16 protein-coding genes and 1 pseudogene are annotated in these 21,819 nt (G+C 70.4%); 5 read left to right on the top strand and 12 right to left on the bottom strand.

Annotated features, from left to right (window positions below; all coding sequences use genetic code 11):
* On the top strand, positions 1 to 790 hold a 790-nt coding region (locus tag GTW67_RS20565), incomplete at its 5' end, for a hypothetical protein (RefSeq protein ID WP_237518954.1).
* 232 nt (positions 791 to 1,022) lie between these two features.
* On the opposite strand, the gene GTW67_RS20560 is transcribed toward GTW67_RS20565, so the two are convergent.
* The 4 genes from GTW67_RS20560 to GTW67_RS20545 all read right to left on the bottom strand — a co-directional run bounded on the left by GTW67_RS20560 (position 1,023) and on the right by GTW67_RS20545 (position 4,717).
* On the bottom strand, positions 1,023 to 2,714 hold the full coding sequence (locus GTW67_RS20560) for an AIPR family protein (RefSeq protein ID WP_346010699.1): 1,692 nt from the start codon (positions 2,712 to 2,714) through the stop codon (positions 1,023 to 1,025).
* A 579-nt stretch (positions 2,715 to 3,293) separates the two neighbouring features.
* Positions 3,294 to 3,947, bottom strand: coding sequence for a hypothetical protein (locus GTW67_RS20555; protein ID WP_161166273.1), 654 nt, complete (start codon positions 3,945 to 3,947; stop codon positions 3,294 to 3,296).
* Between the two features lie 90 nt (positions 3,948 to 4,037).
* Positions 4,038 to 4,445, bottom strand: coding sequence for a PIN domain-containing protein (locus tag GTW67_RS20550; protein WP_161166272.1), 408 nt, complete (start codon positions 4,443 to 4,445; stop codon positions 4,038 to 4,040).
* Entirely contained in the window at positions 4,442 to 4,717 is a 276-nt protein-coding gene (locus tag GTW67_RS20545) for a hypothetical protein (RefSeq protein ID WP_073802374.1), read from the bottom strand. The genes GTW67_RS20550 and GTW67_RS20545 overlap by 4 nt, the downstream gene beginning before the upstream one ends.
* Before the next feature lie 97 nt (positions 4,718 to 4,814).
* On the opposite strand from GTW67_RS20545, the pseudogene GTW67_RS37800 reads away from it, so the two are divergent.
* Positions 4,815 to 4,964 (top strand): annotated as a pseudogene (locus tag GTW67_RS37800) (PIN domain-containing protein); the annotation flags it as partial.
* Positions 4,965 to 5,052: 88 nt separating this feature from the next.
* Here the strand turns inward: GTW67_RS37800 and GTW67_RS20535 are convergent.
* The 5 genes from GTW67_RS20535 to GTW67_RS20515 form a co-directional block, all read right to left on the bottom strand.
* Positions 5,053 to 6,390 (bottom strand): hypothetical protein, encoded by a 1,338-nt coding sequence (locus GTW67_RS20535; protein WP_161166271.1) that lies wholly within the window; start codon positions 6,388 to 6,390, stop codon positions 5,053 to 5,055.
* Complete coding sequence (locus GTW67_RS20530) at positions 6,387 to 8,384, bottom strand: hypothetical protein (RefSeq protein ID WP_161166270.1); 1,998 nt, start codon at positions 8,382 to 8,384, stop codon at positions 6,387 to 6,389. The genes GTW67_RS20535 and GTW67_RS20530 overlap by 4 nt, the downstream gene beginning before the upstream one ends.
* Complete coding sequence (locus GTW67_RS20525; protein WP_161166269.1) at positions 8,381 to 9,175, bottom strand: toll/interleukin-1 receptor domain-containing protein; 795 nt, start codon at positions 9,173 to 9,175, stop codon at positions 8,381 to 8,383. The genes GTW67_RS20530 and GTW67_RS20525 overlap by 4 nt, the downstream gene beginning before the upstream one ends.
* Positions 9,176 to 9,453: 278 nt before the next feature.
* The gene (locus tag GTW67_RS20520; RefSeq protein WP_161166268.1) at positions 9,454 to 10,698 is read right to left on the bottom strand and encodes an NsdA family TPR-like regulatory protein; all 1,245 of its coding nucleotides are present in this window, start codon (positions 10,696 to 10,698) and stop codon (positions 9,454 to 9,456) included.
* Between the two features lie 257 nt (positions 10,699 to 10,955).
* Positions 10,956 to 12,029: an alpha/beta hydrolase-fold protein gene (locus GTW67_RS20515; protein WP_161166267.1), complete on the bottom strand. Its 1,074-nt coding sequence runs from the start codon at positions 12,027 to 12,029 to the stop codon at positions 10,956 to 10,958.
* A 243-nt stretch (positions 12,030 to 12,272) separates the two neighbouring features.
* Here GTW67_RS20515 and GTW67_RS20510 point away from each other — a divergent pair, with 243 nt between their 5' ends.
* Positions 12,273 to 13,424, top strand: coding sequence for a nucleotide disphospho-sugar-binding domain-containing protein (locus GTW67_RS20510; protein ID WP_161166266.1), 1,152 nt, complete (start codon positions 12,273 to 12,275; stop codon positions 13,422 to 13,424).
* A 21-nt stretch (positions 13,425 to 13,445) separates the two neighbouring features.
* Positions 13,446 to 17,135 carry an ABC transporter ATP-binding protein gene (locus GTW67_RS20505; RefSeq protein ID WP_161166265.1) on the top strand — a complete coding sequence of 1,230 codons (3,690 nt, stop codon included), beginning with the start codon at positions 13,446 to 13,448 and terminating at the stop codon, positions 17,133 to 17,135.
* Positions 17,136 to 17,244: 109 nt separating this feature from the next.
* Here GTW67_RS20505 and GTW67_RS20500 read toward each other — a convergent pair whose 3' ends face one another.
* Both GTW67_RS20500 and GTW67_RS20495 read right to left on the bottom strand, forming a co-directional pair.
* Positions 17,245 to 18,327, bottom strand: a complete 1,083-nt coding sequence (locus GTW67_RS20500) for an iron chelate uptake ABC transporter family permease subunit (protein ID WP_161166264.1) — start codon at positions 18,325 to 18,327, stop codon at positions 17,245 to 17,247.
* On the bottom strand, positions 18,324 to 19,373 hold the full coding sequence (locus GTW67_RS20495) for a FecCD family ABC transporter permease (RefSeq protein WP_161166263.1): 1,050 nt from the start codon (positions 19,371 to 19,373) through the stop codon (positions 18,324 to 18,326). The genes GTW67_RS20500 and GTW67_RS20495 overlap by 4 nt, the downstream gene beginning before the upstream one ends.
* An 88-nt stretch (positions 19,374 to 19,461) precedes the next feature.
* Here GTW67_RS20495 and GTW67_RS20490 point away from each other — a divergent pair, with 88 nt between their 5' ends.
* Positions 19,462 to 20,448, top strand: a complete 987-nt coding sequence (locus tag GTW67_RS20490) for an ABC transporter substrate-binding protein (protein ID WP_161166262.1) — start codon at positions 19,462 to 19,464, stop codon at positions 20,446 to 20,448.
* A 26-nt stretch (positions 20,449 to 20,474) separates the two neighbouring features.
* Here the strand turns inward: GTW67_RS20490 and GTW67_RS20485 are convergent, their stop codons facing one another.
* Positions 20,475 to 21,785, bottom strand: a complete 1,311-nt coding sequence (locus GTW67_RS20485; RefSeq protein WP_161166261.1) for a M14 family zinc carboxypeptidase — start codon at positions 21,783 to 21,785, stop codon at positions 20,475 to 20,477.
* Positions 21,786 to 21,819: the final 34 nt, after the last annotated feature.

Here is a 21,819-nt window from a genome sequence, read left to right as displayed (position 1 = left end):
TCTGCTGGAAGGGCCGACGCCGGTTCTCGCCATGCTTCCCGAACTCCGCCAAGACGGCTGGTGGTTGGACGACGGCGTGGCGCACGGCGGGATACTGCTCGACCTCGGCCGGAAGGTGCTCCTGTTCTTCGCCTGGCAAGGGCCCAGCACTGAGCTCCGCCACCGTGCGGCCATGCTCGAGCTGATCCGAAGAGCGTGGCCTGGATGGGAGGTCCGCTGGCTATACGACGGCTCGGCCGAACTGCGTGAGTATGTCGGACTGGACCCGGAGTACGTCCGCTGCCGCGATTCTGCCCCCTCTTTGGCCCCGCTCCTGGCCCCCGACGACGAGGACTTGGCCGGGCCCGACCCGGGCGGTGTGGTGATTACGGTCAGCACCGGTCGCTGCCACGTCGCCTCAGACGTCTTCGACCACCCTGTCCGCGAGGGCGCCGCCCTGCTCGACCGCCTGGCAGACGCCCCTCGGCACGGAGTCTGCCGCCTACACGTCAACGCCGGCATCCACCTCGACCCGGAACGCCGCCATCTGGGCTGGTGGTCCCTCTACTCCTCGCCACAGGCTTATCAGGTACCAGAGTTGTGGCCGGACTGGATGGTGGAGTTCTGGCAGGACGACTGGGAACGGCACGTCAGAGCCAGCGACTGCTTCACTCCGGCGGCGTTCGATGCCGGAGAGGAAGCCAGAGCTGCGGTGCTCGTCGAGGCCGGGAAGCGCCGGGCCGTTCGGGCCCGCAACCGCGCCCAGGTCACCCGTCCACGGACCGCACCGGCTCGATCCCAGGTGGGATGACCATAACCGGCTTGATCATGGACGACTGGCCGACATCACACATTCAAGCTCAGTACTGACGTCCGGGACGTTTTCTTGTGGGACGCGGCCCGTGCGGTGCAGGCTGGCGACGGAAGGCGCTGCTAGGGCCACAGCCAGGGAGCTATGTCGCCCATGGCTTGCTGCGTTCGGGCGTGGAATCTTGAGTGTGCTGGGGCACCCGGCGGAGAGTCAATCCGCCGGGTGTCGCCGGTCAGCCGGAACCAAACTTGGCCTCGACCTGGGTGACTAGGTCGCGGCACTTTGTGGTGTTCTTGAAGAGCGGCGCGAGATAGTTGTTCGAGTAGGTGCTCTCGATGGCCTCGGTCAGGTGCTCGAGAGCGATGCCGGTCACCTTGTGCACCCGCTTGGTCTCGTTGTCCCAGTCGTAGTTCGCATCGTCGACCTTGTCCAGTCGGAGTTGGCTGAAGACCAGTTGCAACACGAGCCGGTTCCCGTGCGCGGCCACCGCGAACTCCCTGTCGACGAGATTCCTCCGGCGATCGGTCAAGTCTGCCTCGACCGCACGCATCACTTGAACGCAACGCCACACTCGATGCGCGCTGGTCCCGTTGTTGAACAGGTTTGTGTACGGTGCTCGTTCGGTGTTTTCGGACAGCCTGCCAACCGCGCTCTTCGCCAGGACTGTGTAGTACGGATTGTTGTGGGCGCAGGCAAGGGCGACGATTGCGTCTTCGACTGTGCACCCGTCACTATCTGCGGGCACGTTTTCTCCGCGCTTGACGGAGTACTGCTTGTGCAGCGACAGAAGCATGTCCCGACGAATGCGTTCCTGCTGTTGATCAAGTGCGACGAAGTCGCGATTCTCGACACTGTTCTGCGTGTTCGTCGCCCGGGTCACATCCGTGGCAAAATCGGGTGGACATCCCTCGAGTGAGATGAATCGAACCCATACGCGGGCCTCCTCGAGAGATTTCTCCTCCTTCTTTGCGGCCCGATGGATGCTCGCCACGGTTTGTGCCCCATTTACCACGCTCACACCCTCGATCGTGAAGTCCCCGTACGCGTGGGTAGAGCCACCGCGAGGTGTCTTCTTGATGGACTCGCAGAGTGCGGTGATTCCGTTGTTGAAATACCAGAAGTTCTCGCCCTGAGTGAGGAGCGTGTGGGTCAAGCCGTCGTTTACCTCGGTGTTGCCGAGCGACTTGCGCAGATTCTGCGAGAAGAGTCGATCGCCGTGCTGTTCGAACCACGAGGCGATTTCCGTCGCCTGAACAAGTCCGTAGTACGCCTGATAAGGAAGGTCGACCTTGCCCCACTGCTCGATGGGTACGGTCAACTCGATCCGTGGTCCTGCTGTTCCTTCGACCACCATGGAGTGGAATTCTCGTAGGCCAAGTACTTCCAGGGTGACCACTGGATCGTTTTCGTTGGCTTCCGCCAGGAAGTCGGTGAACACATTCTGGGCCTCCGCTGGCAGAGTGCTTCGGCCCGTAGTGGCGACAACCACGATGAAGGTGACCGCGGCATCACTCAAAGCTGTAGTGATTTCTGTGCGACGCGCTTGGAGCGTGGGGGAGAAGCGGTCGAACTTCATGTTGAACAGGTCGCTGCAGCCGTTCCGGATCTTGAGGGCGTCGGCTTGGGAGAGTCCAGAGTTTCCTGAACTGTCTAGTTTTGACTGGACGATGACGATTCGGCGGTTTTCCTCATCGATGGCCAGAGCGTCGATCCCGTTGTCGTGAAACCCGTCGGTCACGGCGGCGGCGGCCTCGTCGAGGGTGCAGCCCGTGAAGCGCTGTACGGCGCGAGCTGCCAATGCCCTGCTGAGGAAGATCGTGTCGGATTGGGTGCGCTGACTGCCCGTCAGGTCACTCAAGTCGATCAGGCCGGTGAAGTCCTGGCTGAGTGAATCCTTGACGTGGTGAACATGCAGCGTGCGCACGGAGGTCCCGCCCCTCGTCGTCCCGTGAACCAAGAGATTCAGCGTAACCCTTGGGAATGGTCCTGCCTTGGCCTTTTCGGTGAGGGTGGCGCAGCTGCCAGGTGTGGGCTGCGTCAGCGGTGGCGGTGCTGAGGGCGGAGACTCGCGCTTCCCGCCACGGCGGGTGGCGACGGCCGCAGCCGCATCAGCTTGCTGATCGCCCGCTCGACGGTGTTGTGCTTCTCGTATCGCGTAGAGCCGAAGCCCGGGGGCGGCCGCCCGGCGAGGCCCGGCGCTGGCGTCCGGCCTGCTGGCTCTTCCTGTCCGGTGGCGGGCGGTGCGGGTGGCGCCTTCTTCGGGCGCTGCGGCGGCGTGTTGGTGCGCACGCCCCTGGGCGGAGTCGATGCTGAGTTCCGAGTCGACACTCCGTCGGCGTCGGCCAGGGCCTCGACGTGCTGGAGCAGCTGGGACGGAGCCCCCGTGCTGGGACGTGCTGGGATGACGTCCGAGAATGCCGCATCTTCGCAGGTGGGAGCTCTGCAGTAGACGTTCAGGTTCAACGTGTAGCGGCTGACGTGGCTGATCTGGCGGACACGCAGGTCAGATGGGGTCCGACTCTTCGGGGTCGGGCCCTTGGTTCTTTTCCGTGCCGGGGTGGTGCTGGGTTCCACTCCGGTGAGTGACGGAACCGTGGATCCAAGTGCTGGCTTCGTTGTGCAGGGCGCTCGGAAACAGAAGCTCGTACGGCAGGTAATTGTCGTCCGGCACGCGCGGCACGTAGTTCGGGGTCGTGCGTGCAGCCGCAGCCAGCAGGCGAGCGGCAGCCTCCTCCTCAGAGGTAGGGGCTAGCCCGAGGGCGTGCAGGAGGCGGTCGCGCTCGGCGTCGAAGTCCGGGTGGTCGGCCCGCAGATCCGAGCCGAGCTCGCTGATCGCGAGGCCCTTCGCCAGGTCGCGCCAGAAGGGCAGTACGGCGATGAGCGTGATGGCCTCGACGAGGTTGGCGCCGATCAACGTGGCCTGGCCCTCGGAATCGGCATACAGGACAGGCCGCTCCTCGGCCTCGGCTTCACCACAGAGGAAGTACGTGCCACCGGCGCCACATCCGGCTACCGGGCGTAGCGGCCTGCCAGTTGGGAGTACCAGATCCTCGATGGGATCCCGCCGGTCTATGTCGAAGTCACCTGGCCAGACCAGCGCGGCGGCCAGCGACGAGTCTTGCTCGAGGCGGCGAAGCAGAGTGTCTGATGCTGTCATGCGCGGAAGGTAACAGCGCCCACGGACAGCGGCTCTGGTCGCCCTGCCGCGTGACGTCCAAGGCGCGCTGTCATTGGGTAAACGACGAGGTCAGACGTCCTTGATCTGTACGCGGTCGCCGCACAGTTTCGACCAGTCGTCGCGGTCCGACGTCAGCACGAGTACGGGTGCCGGGGAACGGAGCGCCATCGCGGCGACGAGGGCGTCGATGGCGTACTTGTGACCGTGCAGGCCGCCGGCGTCGCTCAGCAGCTGCACCGCGGTGAGGCTGTCCGCCTGGGTGACGTCCTGGACCTGAAGGCGGGAAAGCAGCCAGCGCAGCTGGGCGGTGTCCGTTTTGCCGTGGGCGGCCTCCACCACCGTCAGGGCAGATACGAGGACGGGCACGCCCACCCGCCGAGCGGCCTCGATTCGGGTGATCATCTGGCGGTCGTTGCGCAGTAGCAGCGACAGTGCCTGGGAGTCGAGCACCAGGGACCTGGCCGCGGGCTCTTTCATGCGGCGCTGTCGTTCGACGCGTAGGGCGCCGGTGCGTCACCGAACAGTTCGCTCTGTGCAGCCTGGACCTCGGCGTCGCTCAGCGGCTCATGCTCGGCTTCGTAGGCGGCCACGATCTCGGCGAGGCCGTCCATGGCGAGCTGATGCCGGACCGCCGCCGTCACGTACGCCGACACGCCGCGCTTACCGGTACGGGTGCGCAGAGCACCGAGGAGTTCGGAGGGCATCGACACGGAGATGTTCTCCGTGCCGCCGGGGCGGGGTGACTTCATGGCCGCAAGTCTAGTACAGAAACTATTACAACGTCCCGGCGGTATGAGGTTTTGTACTCGGCACGCGGAAAGCCCGAGGTGATACGGCTGCGGACCCCGGGCGCTGTCGCTGGCCGACGTCCTCATCGCAGCAACCGCCGAGCGGCATCGGGCCACTGTCCTGCACTACGACGGCGACTTCGACATGATCGCTTCGGTGAGCGGGCGGCAGGCGGAGTGGGTCGTAGAGCCAGGCAGCGCCGACTGACAAGGGGCCCGGCCTTCGAGGGCGGGCCCCTTTCCTCATGTCGGGATGCCAGGGCGGAGGGGCTCGGGGGGCGGGACCGGCTACCGGGTCAGATCTCGCCCTCGTCGTCCTCGTGCCGCGCGTGGGGTGGGTCTGACTGGAACGGGTCGTTCGGGGCGTCCCAGAAGTGCCGGCTTCGTGGCGTGTCCTCCTCGCTCGGCGCCCACCAGCCGCGGTTCTGCTCGTCTGCGGCGTTCTCCGCCGTCCCCGGCGGGTAGGTGTCCGCGCCCGCGTCGGTGAACGGCGCGTCGTCGGTTGTCCGGGAGCCCGGTGACCAGGGGGCCGTGGTGTCGCCGTCGTCCGGCGCATCCTCCTCCGGATCCTCAGGTCCTGTCTCGGTCGGCGTCAGGAAACTCTGCCTGATCTCCTCGGCGGCCTCATGGAGTCCCATGGCCTCCATGCTCGCCACCACGCGGTGTGCCAGCACCGTGTACTCGTCCATGTCCGGCTTCAGGCCCGCCGCCGCCAGCATGAGACGCAACCGGTCCGAGACCCCTACTTCCTTCTCCGGGTCGAACATCTCCCCTCCCTGGCCGCCCCCGTCCCAGAAAGAGCCCCCTACGGTCGCCTCGCTGTACGCGCCCACGGGCGGGACTAGCAGGTGGCGGAAGAGCTCCGGTACCTCCTCGTCGTTGGCCGCCGCCGCGATCTGGGCGAGCGGGCCGATCATGGCGACGGCCTTCTCGATCTCGTCCTCGTGGCGGGCGAGCCACCACACCACGGCGCTGCCCGCGCTCTTGAGTACGTCGTCGCCGAGGTAGTGCCGCATGTTGCGCTCGCGCTGCCTCTCGTACTCCCAGATCTCCTCGTCCTTGCGGAGATCCTTGAGCCTGCGCAGGCGCTCGCGGTCGGCGTGGGCGAGGGTCAGCGTCACATCGGCCGCGAGGGCGGTCACCCGGCCGCTCCGGTCCGGCAGCGGGACGGCCAGTTCGCCCTCCAGGAGATACCGCGCGAAGTTCGCCCGGTCGGGCTCCTCCTGGTGGACGACCCGCACGGCCCGGCTGACGATCGAGGACGCGGCGAGCGCCGGGAAGCCGCTGTCGGACCGGTCGGCGGCGTGATCGGGGAGCGGCCGCCACCAGATGGTCGCGGAGAAGAGGAAGTCGTAGCCGTCCGTGGCGCTGGGCAGTGCCGCGTCGATCACCCGCGTCTCCTGGTACGGCGGTTCCGGAGGCGTGGCGGGCGGCTCGGGCTCCGCGGGATCGTGCGGGCCGGCGGACACTCGGCCGTTGCCGAGGACCGTCATCACGAGCAGCAGGGAACCGGAGATCGTGACCATGGACATGAAGCCCCACAGCCACGGCGACCAGTACAGGAGATTCCCGAGCACAGCCGGCGCGAAGCCGCACAGAGCGACGAACAGCGGGCTGGGTAGACGGTGACTCATGGTGCCTCTTCCGTGGTCCGTGGTCCGGCGCCCCCGCGCTCGCTGCTTCCCGTGCGGGCGTACTGCGCGTCGTCGATGTGCTGCCAGAAGAGGGCGGCGACGGCCGCCCGTGATGTCTGCCGTGCGGGTCCCGCCCAACCGCAGGCGATGGCGTAGAGACGGTGCAGAGCTGCCGTGCGGCCGTGGGTCGCTCTGACCATCACGCCCAGCGCCATCTCGCGCGTGCTGTCGTCGGCCGCGGCGTTCAGCCAACCCCTCACCAGCGGGTTCCAGTGCTCCGTCGGCGGCTGGGAGAACACCGCCTCCCAGCCCAGGAACAGGTCCGGCCACGGCGGCGGATCCGGTGCCCGGCTACTCGCCAACAGCTCGGTGAGCAGCCGTAGATGCGGCTCCGGCTCACGCTGCTCCCGGCGTATCCGGTCCCGCAGGCGGTCGATCAGCAGCCGGTAGAGAACACGGTCGCGGCCCGCGAGGCCGAGAAGAGCGCCCCCGGCTTCGAGCCCTACGCGCCCCTTGCGTACGGAGAGGTGGTGGAGCCGCACCAGTGCCTGATCCGGGTGCGTCGCTGCGAGGCTCTGGACGCAGGCGGCGATCAGTACGCGGGCGAGACCGTCCGACAAGGACCCGGACCGCACACAGTCGTACATCCGTTGGCGGAACCACCCCCCGAACCTCTCGTGACTGAGGCCCAGTTCAAGGGCTTGTACGGCCAGCGGGTCGCAGGACGTCCCGGTCGCGCGGCCGGCCCAGCGCACCACGAGATCGAAGAGGTGGTCGGGTCGCGCGACGGCCAGAGACCGCTCGCAGAAGCGGACCACGACGTTCGTCCGGTCGTCGGCGGTCAGGCCACGCAGGCTGGTGGCCTGGCCGATCCAGTCCCTGAGGTCGTCGCGCACTCCGGGAAAGTTCGTCCAGAAATACGTGCGCACCGCATCGGCGTAGGCCAGCCGTTCGAAGCGGAGCCTGCCGTCGGGGCCTCGCTCGATCCCGAGCGCCCTCAGACTTTCCCCGAAGGCCGTCCGCGCGAGTTCGGTGGCCTCATCGTCTTCCTTGTGCCCCACTTTTCCCATCAGAGCGTGCCACGCCTCGTAGACGGTGTCGGCGAGAGCCTCCTCGAACACCGCCGTGGTGAGCAGCAGGGCCCGGTCGGGCGTGGCGCACACCGTGGCCATCTGCTCGCGCACCTCACCAGCGCGGTCGGTCACCGCGTGCAGGGCCTGGTCGAGCCATCCCGCGGTGTCGGTGCCGAACCGGCGGCTGTCGCGAGCGGTCCTCACCAGGCCTGCGAACCGCGCCAGTTCGCGCATGGGTGAGCGGTCGAACAGGAGCTGAAGATCGGCGTTCCTCAGGTCCCCGGAGCGGAACGGTATCCGGTCCATGCGGAGGTACCGCGTGACCACGGCTGTGCCTCGAGGGCGGCCCAACTCCACCGTGTCCGGTGCGAGGTCCGGCGCGTGGGCGTGCGCCATGCCCGAGGGCAGGACGACGACCATGTGGGCCTCCGCCTCCCGCACCTGCGACCGGTACACGGCCAGCCGACGCTGGGCCTGTGCGTACGACTCCTCGCCGGAGATGCCGGAGAGGTCGAGGAGATAGCGGTCCCCCTCGGCGGGGGAGAACGGGGGCTCGCCCTTGGCCGGGTCCTTGTCCGTGGCGGGAAGCTCGTCGAAGCGGACCGGTTCCCCGTCGGCGTCTCCGTCCTCACCGAGCTCGTGCAGCAGCATGATCGCCGCGGCGCGGCGACCGCTGCCGGGCTCGGCGCTCAGCAGTACCACCGATCCGGGTTTCTCCAGGCGCTCGGCGGCGTCGCGGTAGCCCGTGGGCCGGACGAAGCGGTCGGCGAGACGCGCCCGGTCCTCGCGGACGATCCGGAGGGACTCCACGCCCTTGCGGATCATCCAGTCCGGGCGGCCGTAGAAGACGTACTGGTGTCCTCCGCCGCTGTACACCGGTGCGCGTGGATCGTTGACGGTGACGTGGTCCTGCTCGGTCATCGTCCGTCGTCCGTACGCCGGCGCTCGCGCTCGAAGCGCTGATGGACCGTACCGCTGTTGTCTCCCGCAGTGAACTGCACCCCGGTGTTGTCGCCCTCGAAATGGGGCGCGTTGTACTGGTGGCCACGGCCCGTGTGCACGGGGCCCTGCGGCTCGTTGACGAAGGTGCCGGACAGATCGCCGTTGAGGTTGCCGATGCCGCCGCGCACGCGCTGCTCGACGTCGCGCGTCCGCATCCTGGTGGGCTCGGCGTTCCGGGACCGTTTCTTGCGGGACTTCGCCTCGGACCGGTCCCGCGCCTCATGGGCGTCCTGGTCCACGTCGCCCAGCTCGGGCAGCAGCCGGGCGAGGGCGTCGCCGAGCGCGGTCAGGTCCGACTCGGCGTTGCGGTGGTCGAACCGCCTGTACTGGCAGTCCGCCAGTTCCCTCAAGTCCTCCGGGAGGACGGTGGGGTCGATCCGCGTGGCCCTGCCGACGAGGACGGGGATCACGAGGATTCCCTGTTCGAGCGCGGTGCGGATCTCGCGACGCGTCCAGTCCTGCTCGGCCTGGAGCGCGGGGCTGCCGTCGGGCCCCCGTACCTCCGCCCACCGCGGGCCGACCACGGCGAGCAGCGCCTCGCACTTCTCCACAGCCCTGATCAGTTCCGTGGGGAAGCGGTGTCCGAGCTTGATGGAGTCGCTGGCGAAGAAGATCCGCTCGCGGCCGAAGCGCCGGGCCAGTTCCCGGGCGATCATGGTCGCCGCGGACTCCTCATCGCCTGTGCGGTAGTTGACGAAGACATCGGGCATGAGCGTTCCCTTCGTGGAAGACGGTTCGCACGGGTGCCGGCCCCGGGACCTCGTGGTCCCGGCGGACCCGGCCCAGAAAGTCCCGACCGCGTGACGGCATGGCGCGTCCACGGAAGGGCGTGCGGGTGGATCACCGTCCCGCGCGTCAGTGACCGCGTGCGGCCATCAAGGCCGGCGGTGTGGTGTGACGCGTCGGGCGGAGTTCAGAGGCAGCTGCGGAAGAGCCAGGGCCGCGAGCGGGGCGGGCGTCGAGGCGGTGCGGGTGCTGCGGTGCGTTGTCAGTCGTGTGCGGGTGCGATGACCCGTGCCAGCGCCGGTTGCAGCTCGCGTGCGGCCCGGCTGCTCCGGAATCGGGAGAGCTCACGGGCGAGGCGCCGGACGTCACTGTTCACCGTCGCCGAGGGCACGGCCGGCATCACCCCGAGCAGCTCCCCGGCGATCGCGCACGCGTGCTCGACCTCTCCCGATGCCGCATGGGCCAAGGACCTGCGGAAGCCGTACCGGGTCCGGGTGCGAAGCGCGTGGGACGGGATGCGGCGGCACTCCCGGTCGAGGACCTCGGCGGCGGCCTGCGGGCGACCGAGGTCGTACAGGCACCAGCCGGTCGTCATCGCCGCCGGATCGTGCACGTGAGTGGTGCCGATCACGGGTTCCGTGCTGCCGCGTACTTCGTCGTGGTCGAGGAGTTCTCGTGCCGTGTCGAGGCTGCGGAGGCAGTCGCGTTCGTCGCCGGCGAGCGCGTGTCCCTGTGCCTCCCGCTGGGCCGCGAGTCCCCGGATACGCGGTGGGAGTCCGTCATTCTGGGCTCGGCGGGCCAGAGCGACGGTGCCTGCTGCGTCACCGCCGTAGAGAGTGACCAGCGCGCGACGCACGCTCGTGTAGGAATCGAGGTACGGATCACCCCCTGCGCGCGCCAGCGCCGCGGCCTCCCCGGTCCAGTCGAGCGCCGCGCCGTTGTCGCCGGACTCCTGGGCCATCCAGCCGGTGAACTCCGCGAACCGGGAGGCGAGCAGCAGCACGGGGGCCCGGGTGGCGGACGGGGTGTCGGCGGCCAGACCGGCGACCGTGCGGGTCTGCGTCTCCAACAGGGGAAGCAGCACCTTCGGCGCAGTCGACTGGCCGAGCTTTCGCAACTGGTCGAACTGTGCGCGGAAGGAGGGAAGGAGTGGACCGGCCGCAGAGGAGGTCTGACCGCCGAGCCTCAGGCCGAGGTCGATCAGCGACGCGGTACCCGACGCGAGGACCGCCCGGCGCCCGATGCTCCAGAAGCTCGGCGCGGTGGAGGTTTCGTCGGCAACCGGGCCGGTGTCGGCGCTGAGTACGAGGCCCTGCAATTCGCCGTTCGCGCCGAGGAAGGCGTCACACCGCCGCGCCAGTTCGGGAGACGCCGAGCGCACTCCGCGTTCCACCTTGCTGAGGTGTCCCTTGTCGTAGTTGAGGGCCACGGAGAGCGCGGTCAGGGACAGCCGCGCTTCCAGTCGTAATCGGCGAAGCTCCGGGCCGAAAGGCCGAGTCGTGCTCATTACTGATCTCCCCCTTGGACAGCGACTGGGAGAGCCGTGGGCCCTTCCAGGGAACTTGCGTTCGTCGTTCACTGGCCGACGCGACAACGGATGACGGCAACCCTTTGTGACGGCTCCGTTTCGCTTCGCGTCCGAGAGTGAGTCTGGCACGTGGCGCGCCTGCGGAATCGATGTTCGACGGGGTTGCCTGTTGCCTCTTTGCTCTCAGGCGGGCGAACCGATGACCGCCGGGTCGCTGTGGGGGCGCGATCGCGGCCTCACTCCCCCCACGTAAGTGCCCCCAGCCCCTCCATAAGCGCCGCCGCCCAGCAGCAGAAGTCGTGGCCGCCCTCGTAGATGTCCAGCGTCGTGTCGAAGCCCCGGGATGTCAGGAGGGCGTGCAGTTTCCGTAGGTGGTCGACCGTGATGCCCTCGTTCGAGCCGACGTCCATGCGGATGGTGACGTCGGAGAGCGGGGCGGTGGTGGCCTGCTCGTGCAGCCAGGTGTCCGTGTCGGAGGTCGGGGTCATGGGGCGGCCCGTCATGCCGGGGCGCCACCATGTGGAGGCCGAGTGGGCCAGGACCGTGCCGAAGGTGTCCGGGCGCCACAGGGCCGCCACGAGCGACGTCAGGCCGCCGAGGCTCTGGCCGGACAGGACGGTGCGGCCGGAGTGGGGGAGGTCCGCCGTCACCGCGGGCAGGATCTCGTCGGCGAGGGTGTCGACGAAGCGGCGGTTGGCGCCGAGTTGGCGGATCCGCGCCGGGACGTCCACGCCCGCCTCGACGCCGATCACGGCCAGCGGCGGGATGCGGCCGGAGGCCATGGCGGTGCTGACGGCGCGGGCGATGCCGTAGCGGCCGAACCACTGATCGCCGTCGCAGACGATCAGTACGTCGAGTTCCGTGGCGGGGTCCCTCACGTGGGGGACGAAGCGGTGCAGGCGGTAGCGGGTGCCGTCCGTCGCGGTCAGGTCGAAGGTGTCCGTCACCCCGTCGGCGGGCGTGGACGGGGGCGTCAGCCACTCGGTCAGTGACGGGGCGCCGGCGAGTTCCAGCAGGGAGCCGAACGGGCCCCCGGCGTGCCGGTTGAGCGGGTCGGAGCGGTCGTCGGGCAGACCGCGCGACGAGCCGGCCCGGGGACCGTTCTCGTCCAGGTGCGGGTCGTCCGCGTCGAAGGGGTGGACGCGGTAGGAGCAGCGCAGGCCGTGCGGCAGGCGCAGGCTGACGTGCCACAGGTCGGTGCCGTCCAGGCGGCGCATCATGCCCCGGTGGGCCAGGTGCTTGTCGGTGACGCGGTTGGCCAGGGCGTAGACGCCGGCCACCGGACGGTCCTGCCGCCACACGATCGTCACGAGACTTTCACCCGGGGTGTTTTGGTCCGTTTCGATCAGTGGTGTGCCGTGCTCTGCGGCCTCCCTCCAGAAGCGGTTCAGGGCCTCGGAGTCGCCTGTTCGTACGTCCTCCAGCAGTCGCCTCAACCGCGGGCTCTCGATGTCCTGTTGTGTTGCCGCGTCCCTCAAGGCGCCCTCGCACTCTCCCGAATCTGTGATAGCTAATTAGGTAAGCCTAACCTAAGTAGCCGGGAGGCCACCCCCATGCGCGTACTCTTCGTCGGACCCCCGCTGTACGGACTGCTGTACCCCGTCCTCTCCCTGGCGCAGGCGTTCCGCGCCGAAGGGCACGAGGTCGTCGTGGCCAGCGCCGGTGACTTCACCCGGCGTGTGGCCGAGGCCGGGCTCGTCGGCTTCGACGCCGCCCCTGAGCTGGACTCCGAGGCCGAGTACCGCGCCGGTGAGGACCGGCGCAAGAAGCTCAACCTCGGTACGAAGATGGGCCGGTTCTCGTTCTTCGGCGACGAAATGGCCGACGGGCTCGTCGACTTCGCCGGCGAATGGGGCCCGGACCTCGTCGTCTATCCGCCGCTCGGCGTCGCCGGGCCCCTGGTGGCCGCCAAGTACGACGTGCCCGTCGTCATGCAGACCGTCGGTTTCGGCCACCAGCGCTGGCACATCGAGGGCGTCACCCGGGCCATGGACGACGCCTACGCCCGTCACGGTGTCGCCGCGCCCCAGCCGGACCTGCGGTGGCTGGACATCGCCCCGCCCAGCATGCGCGTGCTCGACGAGCCTGACACCTGGCCGATGAGGTACGTGCCCTTCAACGGCGGCACGGTGCTGGAGGACTGGTGGAGCGAGGACACCGGCAGAGCGCGCGTCGTCGTCAGCCTCGGCACCCTCAAGCCGATGGTCGACGGCATCGACCTGGTCAAGTGGGTGGTCGAGTCCGCCGACGAGTCCGACGCCGAGTTCGTCCTGTCCCTCGGCCGGCACGGACAGCGGGAGATCGGCGCCCTGCCCGACAACGTTCGCCTGGTGTCCTGGATCCCCATGGGCCCGCTCCTCGGCCGCGCCGCCGGTTTCATCCACCACGGCGGCGCGGGCAACACCCTCACGGCGCTGTCGGCGGGCGTCCCGCAGATCGTCTTCGGCCAGGGCGCCGACCGCCCCGTCAACGCGAAGGTCGTCGCGGACCGCGGCTGCGGGTTCGTCCCCGGCGAGCAGGGCCTCGTCAAGGAGGACATCGACCGTCTGCTCACCGACGCCTCGCTCCGGGCCGCGGCGGCCGAGGTGCGCGAGGAGATGAGGGCGCAGGACTCGCCCACCGTCGTGGCCCGGCGCCTGGCCGAACTCGTCGCCTCCGGTGCCCGCCCCGGGCCGGCGGCGGCCGCCGCGCTCACCGATCACTGATCGCCGATCTCTGAGGAAAGCATGCCGAACACATCGTTCCCCCCGGCCGGGCCGGGCTGGCTGCGCCGGCTGATGGGCGCCTGCCTCCGGCGCCGCCGGCTCATGGCGGCCATCGTGGTCTCGTCGATCCTGAGCATCGTCCTGGTGACGCTGGGCCCGCTGCTGACCAAGGACGGTGTGAACCACGCCGTCGCCGGCGACAGCGACGGGATCGTCTGGGTGGCCGCCGGCCTGGTACTCATCGCGGCCGTCGACTTCGTGGGCAACTACGTCCGCCGCTTCACCGGGGGCAAACTCGCCCTCGACGTCGTGCACGGCCTGCGCGAGGAGGTCTTCGGCAGCATCCAGCGGCTCGACGGCCCCGGCCAGGACAAGCTGCGCACCGGTCAGGTCATCTCCCGCACCAACGCCGACCTCCAGCAGATCCAGCAGATGCTCACCATGCTGCCGGTGCCGCTGACCGTCGTGACGTACTACGTCTTCGCCGTCGTCGCGATGCTCTGGCTCTCGCCCCGGCTGACCGTCGTGGCCGTCGTGGTGGTCCTCGCCCTCGGCGTGGTCGCCCTGTGGACCCGGCGCCGCGTCTTCGAGACCTCGGCCCGGGCGGCGAACGACGCGGCCGAGGTCACCGAGCACGTGAAGGACACCATCGACGGCGTCCGCGTCGTCAAGGGCTTCGGCCAGGAGGAGCGGGAGGTGAGCCGGCTCGACCGGGCCACCCGCGCCCTGTTCGAGCGCCGGATGCGGGTCATGCGGGTGCACGCGGCGCCCGGCGCGACCATGCTCGCCCTGCCGGTCCTCGGCCAGATCGCCGTCCTGGTGTACGGCGGCGGTCTGGTCATGGACGGGGCGATCGACATCGGCACGTTCATCGCCTTCGCCGCGTACCTGACCATGCTGACCGGGCCGACCCGCGTCTTCGCCACGTACATGGTGATCGCCCAGCGCACCCGCGCCTCCGCCGAGCGCATCTTCGAACTGGTCGACTCCCGGCCCGAGATCCACGACGGCACCCGCGAACTGTCCGAGAAGCCGACGGAACTGGTCTTCGAGCACGTCGGTTTCGGCTACACGCACGACCAGCCGGTCCTGCGCGACGTCTCCTTCCGCGTGGCCGCCGGGGAGACCGTCGCCGTCGTCGGCCCCTCCGGCTCCGGCAAGTCGACGCTGTCGCTGCTCGTCCCGCGCTTCTACGACGCCACCTCCGGCACCGTCCGGCTAGGCACCCACGAGGGCGGCACCGACATCCGCGAACTGCGCCTGGAGTCGCTGCGTTCGCATGTCGGCGTCGTCTTCGAGGAACCGTTCCTCTTCGCCCGCAGCGTCCGCGAGAACCTCGCCTACGGGCACGAGCACGCCACCGACGAGGAGATCGTCGCCGCAGCCCGGGCCGCGGGCGCCCACGAGTTCATCAGCGCCCTGCCCGACGGCTACGGCACCGAGCTGGCCGAGCGCGGCCAGAACCTCTCCGGCGGCCAGCGCCAACGCCTCGCCCTCGCCCGCGCGTTGCTCAACCGGCCGACGGTGCTGATCGTGGACGACGCGACCAGCGCGGTCGACGCCACGACCGAGGCCGCCATCCACCGCGCCCTGGCGGACCACGTCGGCGGTGACCGCGTCACCCTGCTCATCGCCCGCCGGCGGGCCACCCTGGACCTGGCCGACCGGATCGTGCTCCTCGACGAGGGCAGGGTCGCCGACACGGGGACCTACGACGAACTGGCCGAGCGCAGCGTGCTGTTCCAGGAGCTGATCGCCGGCGACACCGACGATATAGGCACCCGCACGGCCCGCACCGCGAGCGAACTCTGGCCCGCCGAGGACCCGGACGGCCGGGCGACGCCCGAGCAGGAACCCGCCGACCGCCCGGACCGGTTCGCCCGGCTGCCGCACACGGTCGTCGCGGCGGCGCAGCGGCCGGCCCCGCCCACCCTGTGGGCGGTCCTGCGGCCCGTACGCGGCCTGCTGGCGGTCGCCCTCGGCCTGATCGCCTTCGACTCGCTGGCCCGCGTCCTCGTCCCCGTCCTCCTCCAGCGCGGCATCGACGACGGCATCACGCCCGGTTCGAGCAGCACGCTGTGGTGGATCACCGGAGTGGCGCTCGCGGTGTGCGCGGCCAACTGGTTCGTCTACACGTACCAGACGCTGATCACGGCCCGCGCCTCCGAGGCGGTCCAGTACGCGCTGCGGCTGCGCAGCTACCGGCACCTCCAGCGCCTCGGCCTCGACCACTACGAGAAGAACAGCGCCGGTTCCCTGCTGACCAGGATGACCGTCGACATCGACTCGCTGTCCAAGTTCCTCCAGCAGGGCATGGTGCAGGGCCTGGTGAGCGTGCTGACCATGGCCGGGATCGCCGTGGCCATGCTGGTCCTGGACTGGCGCCTGGCCCTCGCCGCGCTGGCGCCCTTCCCGGTGATCGCTCTGGTGACCCCCGTGTTCCGGCGGCTGAGTTCGAGCGCGTACAAGGAGGCCCGCGACCAGCTGGGCAAGGTCAACAGCTCGCTGCGCGAGAACGTCGCGGGGCTGCGGATCGCCCAGGCCCACGGCAAGCAGCAGAGCACGGCGAAGCACTTCAGCGCCCTGTCCAACCTGAACCGGCTCCTCCAGGTGAAGGGACAGCGCTACATCTCGCTGTACTTCCCCTTCCTCGCGTTCTGCGCGGAGCTGTCCATGGCGCTGGTCGTCCTCGCCGGCGGCCGGCTGGTGGCGGACGGCTCGGTGACCCCCGGCGTGCTCGCCGCGTTCCTGCTGCTGCTCGGCCAGTTCTACGCACCCATCCAGCAGCTGTCGACCATCTACGACTCCTACCTCCAGACCCGCACCAGCGTCCGCAAGGTGACGGAACTCCTCGCGACCGAGCCGTCCCAGCGGCCCGTCACCGACCCGGTCGCGGTGACCGGCCGCCTCCGGGGGCACGTCACCGTCCGGGACCTGGCCTTCCGCTACGAGGGCGCGGCCGAGGACACCCTGACCGTCCCGGACCTCACCCTGGAGGCCGGGCGCAGCGTCGCCGTCGTCGGGGCGACCGGCGCCGGCAAGTCGACCCTGGTCAAGATCCTCGCCCGGTTCTACGAGCCGGACGCCGGCACGGTACGGATCGACGGCGTCGACATCGGCCGCTACGAACTCGCCGACTACCGGCGGCGCGTGGGCATCGTCCCGCAGGAGGCGCACCTGTTCGAGGGCGACATCGCCGAGAACATCCGCTACGGCCGCCCCGACGCCGGCGACGAGGAGGTCGCCGCCGCCACGGAGGCGGTGGGCGCGACGGCCACGGTCGCCCGGCTCTCCGGCGGCTTCCGGCACCGGGTCCGCCAGGGCGGCGGCAACCTGTCGGCCAGTGAGCGCCAGCTCGTCGCGCTGGCCCGGGTGGCGCTCGTCGATCCGGACGTGCTGCTGCTCGACGAGGCCACCGCGATGCTCGACTCGGGCACCGAGAGCGCGGTCCTCGACGGGATGTTCAAGGCGGCCCGGGACCGGACGGCGCTGCTGGTCGCCCACCGCCTCACCACGGCCGCACGCTGCGACCGCGTCCTCGTCATGGACCGGGGGCGCCCGGTCGAGTACGGCCGCCACGAGGAACTGCTCGCCGCGGACGGCCCCTACGCCCGGCTGTGGCGCAGTGCGCAGTCGTCGGCGGGGGACCCGGAGGCGGCGGAGTCCGGCGCGGGCGACCGCGAGACGGCCGAGGCGGAGCCGGTGACCTGATCCCCGTACGCCCGTACGCCCGTACGCCCGTACGCCCGTACGCAGACGGGAAAGACGCGTGCCCCCACCGCCGGAACAAGCGGTGGGGGCACGTGTCGCGTACGGCGCCTCACAGATGCTGCGAACGGCGTTCCCGGCGCAGCAGCCAGGCCAGGTACAGGCCGCCGCCCACGCCCATCACCACGCCGACCGGCATCAGGGCCGAACCGGTCACCCGCTGGGTCACCAGGTCGGCCGTGGTGACCAGCAGGGCGCCCATCCACCCGGCCGGCAGGACATTGGGGCCCGCCGCCCGGGTCAGGCGCCGCGCCAACTGGGGGGCGGCCAGCGCCAGGAACGGGATGGGCCCCGCGGCGGCCACCCCCATCGCCGCCAGACCGGTGCCCGCACTCAGCAGGATCAGGCGGCTGCGCTCCGGCGGCACCCCGAGGGCGCTCGCGGTGTCGTCGCCCATCTCCAGCATCGTCAGCCGGCGGGCGTGGACGAGGACGACGGGCACGCACGCGACCAGCCCGGCCCCGGCGATGCCGACCTCGCTCCACCCGCGGGCGTTGAGCGAGCCGATCATCCAGGACGCGGCCTGCGCCGCCTTGCCGATGTCGGAGCGGACGTAGAGGAAGCTGGTCGCCGATCCGAGCACCGCGGCGGCGCCGATGCCGACCAGGACGAGCCGGTACCCGTGCACACCGCGGCGCCAGGCCAGCAGATACACCGCCGTGGCCGTGGCGAACCCGCCGACGAGCGCGCCGAACGCGGTCTGTCCGGTGCCGGCGTCCAGCAGGATGATCGCGACGAGCGCGCCCGCCGACGCCCCGTTGCTGAAGCCCATGATGTCGGGGCTGCCCAGCGGATTGCGGGTCAGGGACTGGAAGACCGCGCCCGCCATCCCGGAGGCGAAGCCGACCAGGACGGCCACCAGCGCCCGCGGCAGCCTGAGGTCCAGCACGATGAACTCCGAGCCCGGCGGCCCGTCGCCGACGAAGGTGCGCAGCACCTCCAGGGGCGACAGTTCGTACGAGCCCGTGCCCACCGAGAGCACCACCACCGTCGCGGTGACCACGACCAGCCCGAGGCAGACGAGGACGGCGCGCGGATCGAAGCGGACCGACCAGCGGCCCGCGCGCACCCGGCCCGTGCGCCACTGCGCCCGGACCGCAGCGCCGGACCGGGCCTTCACGTCGGTGCGACTCACAGCTTGGCCACCTTCCGCCGGCGGACGAGGTGGATGAACAGCAGGCCGCCGAGGAAGGAGGTGACGATGTCCACCTGGATCTCCGACGGCGGCACCACGACCCGCCCGACCACGTCGGACACGAGCATCAGCGCGGGCGCGAACAGGGCGCAGTAGGGCAGCATCCAGCGGGGGTCGGGGCCGGTGAACGCGCGGACGGCGTGCGGGATCATCAGGCCGACGAAACCGATCGGCCCGCACACGGCCGTGGCGCTGCCGCACAGCAGGGTGATGGCCACGATCGACAGGACCCGGGTGCGCCGGACCGATGTGCCGAGCGCGCGGGCGTGGTCCTCGCCGAGCGAGATCGCGCCGAGCGGGCGGGCCAGCGCGAACGCCAGCACGGTGCCGGTGAGCAGCAACGGCAGGGTCTTCAGCAGCAGTTCGGGGTCGCGCTTCTCCAGTGTCCCGACGGTCCAGTGCCGCATCGAGTCCAGCGTGTTCAGGTCCCAGAGCTGGAGGCCGTTGACGTAGCCGAACAGGGCCGCGTTGACGGCGGTTCCGGCCAGCGCGAGCCGTACCGGGGTGGCCGAACGGGAGCCGCCCAGCGCGTTCACGGCGATCGCGGCGAGGGCGGCGCCCGCCAGCGCGAACCAGAGGTAGCCGGTGAACGACGTGATGCCGAGGACCGCGATGGCCGTCACGACGGCGGCGGACGCCCCCGCGTTCACCCCGAGCAGTCCGGGGTCGGCGAGCGGGTTGCGGGTCAGGACCTGCATCACGCCGCCCGCGAGGCCGAGTGCGGCACCGACCGCGATGCCGATGAGGGTTCGCGGCAGTCTCAGCTCCTGGACGATGTTGTCGAATCGTGAGCCTGAGGGCGAGAAGAGGCCGTCCCAGACGTCGTGGAGCGGGATGTACTCGGCGCCCACCGCCAGCGACAGCACGGCCGCCGTGACCAGCAGCGCCGTGCCGAGCACCAGGCCTGTGACCCGTGGGGGCCTGCTCCGCGGGGTGGCGGGGGACCGCGTCTCGTCCTCCGGACGGGATCTAGTTCGCGTGGACATGTGGTTAGCTTAGGCTAACCTAACTTCAAATGACCGCCGGTTGACGCGCTCGACAACCGTGCCCTGGCCCCATGGGAGTCCCACCGACATGTCCTCCACCCGATCCATCCGCAGGACGGCCCTGCTGACCGGCGTCACCGTCATCACCGGAGCCCTGGTGCTGAGCGCCTGTGGCGGCGACGGCGACGGTGACGGCGGCGACGAGGCGAAGCCGGCGTCGAACACGACGCGCCAGATCACCGACGCCCTCGGCCGCAAGGTGACCGTGCCCAGCGCCCCCGGGAAGGTCGTCACGCTCAGCGAGCCCACCCTCGACGCCGCGCTCGCGCTCGGGGTGGAGCCGGTCGGCACGACCGCGGGCCGCGGACAGAAGTCGGTCTCCACCTACCTCGCCGACAAGGCGAAGAACGCCCAGGTCGTCGCGTCCATCGCCGAGCCCGACCTGGAGAAGCTGGCCGCGCTCCAGCCGGATCTGATCCTGCTCGACGAGACGACGGGCTCCAAGCGGAGCGTCGACAAGCTCCAGTCGATCGCGCCCACCGTGGTCACCGCGAAGCTCAACGAGGACTGGAAGAAGGCGTTCACCGACACCGCCGACGCCCTCAACAAGGCCGCCGACGCCAAGAAGTGGCTCGCGGACTTCGACTCCGAGGTCGCGGCGACCAAGGGGCAGCTCGGCGACAACGCCGGCAAGTCCGTCTCCGTGATCCGCTGGCAGGACGGGGCGCCCTCGGTCGTCGGCAAGGGCGACGGCGTCGTCGGTTCCACGCTCAAGGCCCTCGGCGCGACCCGGCCCAAGGACCAACAGGGGGCCAGCGTCGGGCACAGCGAGCCGGTCTCCCTGGAGAAGCTCGACACCATCGACGCCGACTGGATGTTCTTCGGCACCCTCGGCGACAAGGCCGACGGCGACAAGGCGTACGCCGAGGCCCGGAAGGTCGCCAACTTCGGCAAGCTGAAGGCCGAGCAGGCCAAGCATGTGGTGACCGTCGAGGGCTCGGCCTGGAACAGCTCCGGCGGCCCGCTCTCCGCGGAGATCGTCCTCGGCGACATCAAGGCGGCACTGGCCGGGTGACGCCGCGCGGGTCCGCGTGAACCCGTTCAGCTCGTCTCCTCCAGCGCGGCCTCCGCCGCCGCCACGACCGTGCGGGCCTGGTGTTCCACCTGGTGGCGCACGGGCACCCGGCGCAGACGCAGGGCCTTCTCGAAGTCCGCGCACCACGCGGTGAAGAGCCCGTCCAGCTCGCGGTGCAGGGCCGGGGCGGCGGGGTCGGCCGCCTCGTCCAGCAGACGCAGCAGCAGGCCCGCCGCGCGCAGCGGCTGGCGGCGGGCCACGACGTCCAGGGCGGAGACCCGGGCCGTCGTCAGCCGCCGCGGATCGTCGGGGCCGGTCGCCTCCGCCGCCTGCCGGGCGAGCGGCTGCCAGGAGTCGGCGACCAGGTCGTAGAGGTCGTCGGCCATCCATTCCAGTACGCGGCGTGGCGCGTTGTCCGAGGGCGGCGGCAGGAACCCGCGCGCCTTGTCGAGGAGGGCGGTCACCTGCCGCCCGCCCTCCCGCACCAGCGCGGACAGGTCGCGCAGTACGCCGGCGGCCCGCGGGTGCGGGGTGAGGTCGTCGGCCATGTCGGTGGCCCACAGGGGCACTTCGACGATCGCGGTGACACCGCCGTACCGCGCGGGAGCGCACCAGGTGGACCGGCCGATGTTCTCGGACCCCGCCGCCAGCCGGGCCGTGCTGTCCGGGGGTGGCAGGACGTACACGCCGGGGCCGGGGTTCTCCCAGTACAGCGCGTCGTACGTGCCGTGCTGGACCGGGATGGCGAGGTCGTGGGCGGACTCCCGGAAGGGGGCGGTGAGGGCGGGGAGGTCGCTGGTGAGCTGGACCCAGGTGCCGCCGGCGTCGACGTTGTGCAGGGAGCACTGGAGGAACGGGCGGTGCTCCTCGATCACGGCGAACAGCGCACGGCTCTCCGGGAGTTGCCGCGAGACGATCGGCGCCCATTCCGGCTGTTCCTCCGCGACCGGACGGAAGGCGGCGCGGTAGTAGCTCGCCAGGGTGGGGGAGGGGCCCGCCGTCGCCTGTTCGAGCCCTTCGCTCAGAGCGGCGCCGTCGGGGTCCAGGCACAGGACGACGTCCCAGGTGACGGCGGCCGGGTCGGTCGCCGGGGACGGCCGCTCCCCGGTCGCCACCCGCTCCGCCAGCGCGAGCGCCGTCGCACCGCCGACCGGCTCGTCCGGGTGCGGCCGGGCGACCACCAGGACGTGGCGCGGCCCGTGGCCCACGGACAGCATCAGGATCGGGCGGCTCTGGCGAGACCTCCCGATCCGGCGCAGGCGCGCGGTGCCCGGGAACCGGGCGACCAGTCGCCGTGCCGCGTCGGTGACCTCGGCGACCGTGAGGTAGCGGTCCAATGCCGTGTCCTTCCGGTGAGGGCGGTGCTGGGCG

This window comes from Streptomyces sp. SID5910 (assembly GCF_009862125.1).
Taxonomy (GTDB): Bacteria; Actinomycetota; Actinomycetes; order Streptomycetales; family Streptomycetaceae; genus Streptomyces.
This window is presented reverse-complemented; position numbering and strand designations above follow the sequence as displayed.

Excerpts from the sequence above, each read along its gene's own strand:
- GTW67_RS20490 (WP_161166262.1), top strand. The coding sequence starts at position 19,462 with ATGTCCTCCACCCGATCCATCCGCAGGACGGCCCTGCTGACCGGCGTC.
- GTW67_RS20505 (WP_161166265.1), top strand. The coding sequence starts at position 13,446 with ATGCCGAACACATCGTTCCCCCCGGCCGGGCCGGGCTGGCTGCGCCGG.
- GTW67_RS20545 (WP_073802374.1), bottom strand. The coding sequence starts at position 4,717 with ATGAAGTCACCCCGCCCCGGCGGCACGGAGAACATCTCCGTGTCGATG.
- GTW67_RS20535 (WP_161166271.1), bottom strand. The coding sequence starts at position 6,390 with ATGAGTCACCGTCTACCCAGCCCGCTGTTCGTCGCTCTGTGCGGCTTC.
- GTW67_RS20530 (WP_161166270.1), bottom strand. The coding sequence starts at position 8,384 with ATGACCGAGCAGGACCACGTCACCGTCAACGATCCACGCGCACCGGTG.
- GTW67_RS20520 (WP_161166268.1), bottom strand. The coding sequence starts at position 10,698 with ATGAGCACGACTCGGCCTTTCGGCCCGGAGCTTCGCCGATTACGACTG.
- GTW67_RS20550 (WP_161166272.1), bottom strand. The coding sequence starts at position 4,445 with ATGAAAGAGCCCGCGGCCAGGTCCCTGGTGCTCGACTCCCAGGCACTG.
- GTW67_RS20495 (WP_161166263.1), bottom strand. The coding sequence starts at position 19,373 with ATGTCCACGCGAACTAGATCCCGTCCGGAGGACGAGACGCGGTCCCCC.
- GTW67_RS20555 (WP_161166273.1), bottom strand. The coding sequence starts at position 3,947 with ATGACAGCATCAGACACTCTGCTTCGCCGCCTCGAGCAAGACTCGTCG.
- GTW67_RS20510 (WP_161166266.1), top strand. The coding sequence starts at position 12,273 with ATGCGCGTACTCTTCGTCGGACCCCCGCTGTACGGACTGCTGTACCCC.
- GTW67_RS20525 (WP_161166269.1), bottom strand. The coding sequence starts at position 9,175 with ATGCCCGATGTCTTCGTCAACTACCGCACAGGCGATGAGGAGTCCGCG.